This window comes from Bacillus sp. SG-1 (assembly GCF_000181495.1).
Taxonomy (GTDB): Bacteria; Bacillota; Bacilli; order Bacillales; family Bacillaceae_B; genus Rossellomorea.
This window is the reverse complement of record NZ_ABCF01000176.1, coordinates 1-1,284: the sequence shown is the minus strand read 5'-3', so window position 1 is coordinate 1,284 and position 1,284 is coordinate 1. Positions and strand designations below refer to the sequence as shown.

The window sequence follows — 1,284 nt, the reverse complement described above, 5'->3', positions numbered from 1 at the left end:
AAGCGTTACATCCTGGCACCTAAGACACTTCAAGTAGGTATGGAAGTAACATCTGGTCCTGAAGCAGATATCAAAGTAGGTAATGCATTACCACTTATCAACATCCCTGTAGGTACTGTAGTTCACAACATCGAACTTAAACCAGGAAAAGGCGGTCAATTGGTCCGTTCAGCTGGTACATCTGCACAGGTTCTTGGTAAAGAAGGTAAATATGTGCTTGTACGTTTAAATTCAGGTGAGGTTCGCATGATCCTTTCATCTTGCCGCGCGACTGTAGGTCAAGTAGGTAACGAGCAGCACGAACTAATCAACATCGGTAAAGCAGGTCGTTCTCGCTGGTTAGGCAAGCGCCCAACTGTACGTGGATCTGTAATGAACCCTAACGATCACCCACACGGTGGTGGTGAAGGACGCGCTCCTATCGGACGTAAATCTCCAATGTCTCCATGGGGTAAACCAACTCTTGGATTCAAGACTCGTAAGAAGAAGAGCAAATCTGACAAATTTATTGTGCGCCGTCGCAAAAAATAACGGGATTGAACTACGGTTCATCTACAGAGCCGTAGAACAATCACGAAGGGAGGTTCAAACATGGGTCGTAGCTTAAAAAAGGGACCTTTTGTTGATGATCATTTGATGGACAAAATCGAGAAATTGAACGAAGGCGAAAAGAAGCAAGTTGTTAAAACTTGGTCTCGTCGTTCAACAATTTTCCCGAATTTCATCGGTCATACAATCGCAGTTTATGATGGTCGTAAACATGTACCAGTATACGTAACAGAAGATATGGTAGGACACAAGCTTGGTGAATTCGCACCATCTCGTTCTTACAAAGGTCATGGAAATGATGACAAGAAAACAAGACGCTAATTGAGAGGAGGGTATCCTAATGCAAGCTAAAGCTGTCGCTAAAACAGTTCGTATTGCTCCTCGTAAGGTACGTTTAGTGGTTGATCTAATCCGAGGTAAGCAAGTAGGTGAAGCTGTAGCGATTTTAAATCTTACTCCTAAAGCTGCTTCTCCAGTAGTTGAGAAAGTATTAAAATCTGCTATCGCTAACGCAGAACATAACTATGACATGGACGTAAACAACTTGGTCATCTCTGATGCCTTTGTTAACGAAGGTCCAACAATGAAACGCTTCCGCCCACGTGCGATGGGACGCGCAAGCCAAATCAACAAACGCACAAGCCACATCACAATCGTGGTATCAGAAAAGAAGGAGGGATAATTCGTGGGTCAAAAAGTACATCCAGTCGGACTGCGTGTAGGAGTTATTCGTGA

General features: G+C 43.8%; 3 protein-coding genes. All 3 read left to right on the top strand.

Annotated features, from left to right (window positions below; translation table 11 throughout):
• On the top strand, positions 1-531 hold a 531-nt coding region (gene rplB, locus BSG1_RS19550), incomplete at its 5' end, for a 50S ribosomal protein L2 (RefSeq protein WP_006838983.1).
• Positions 532-591: 60 nt separating this feature from the next.
• Positions 592-870 (top strand): 30S ribosomal protein S19, encoded by a 279-nt coding sequence (gene rpsS, locus BSG1_RS19545; protein ID WP_006838982.1) that lies wholly within the window; start codon positions 592-594, stop codon positions 868-870.
• A 19-nt stretch (positions 871-889) separates the two neighbouring features.
• Positions 890-1,231: a 50S ribosomal protein L22 gene (gene rplV, locus BSG1_RS19540; protein ID WP_006838981.1), complete on the top strand. Its 342-nt coding sequence runs from the start codon at positions 890-892 to the stop codon at positions 1,229-1,231.
• Positions 1,232-1,284: the final 53 nt, after the last annotated feature.

Bases quoted from the DNA above. Each gene is read 5' to 3' on its own strand.
- rplV (WP_006838981.1), top strand. From the start codon at position 890: ATGCAAGCTAAAGCTGTCGCTAAAACAGTTCGTATTGCTCCTCGTAAG.
- rpsS (WP_006838982.1), top strand. From the start codon at position 592: ATGGGTCGTAGCTTAAAAAAGGGACCTTTTGTTGATGATCATTTGATG.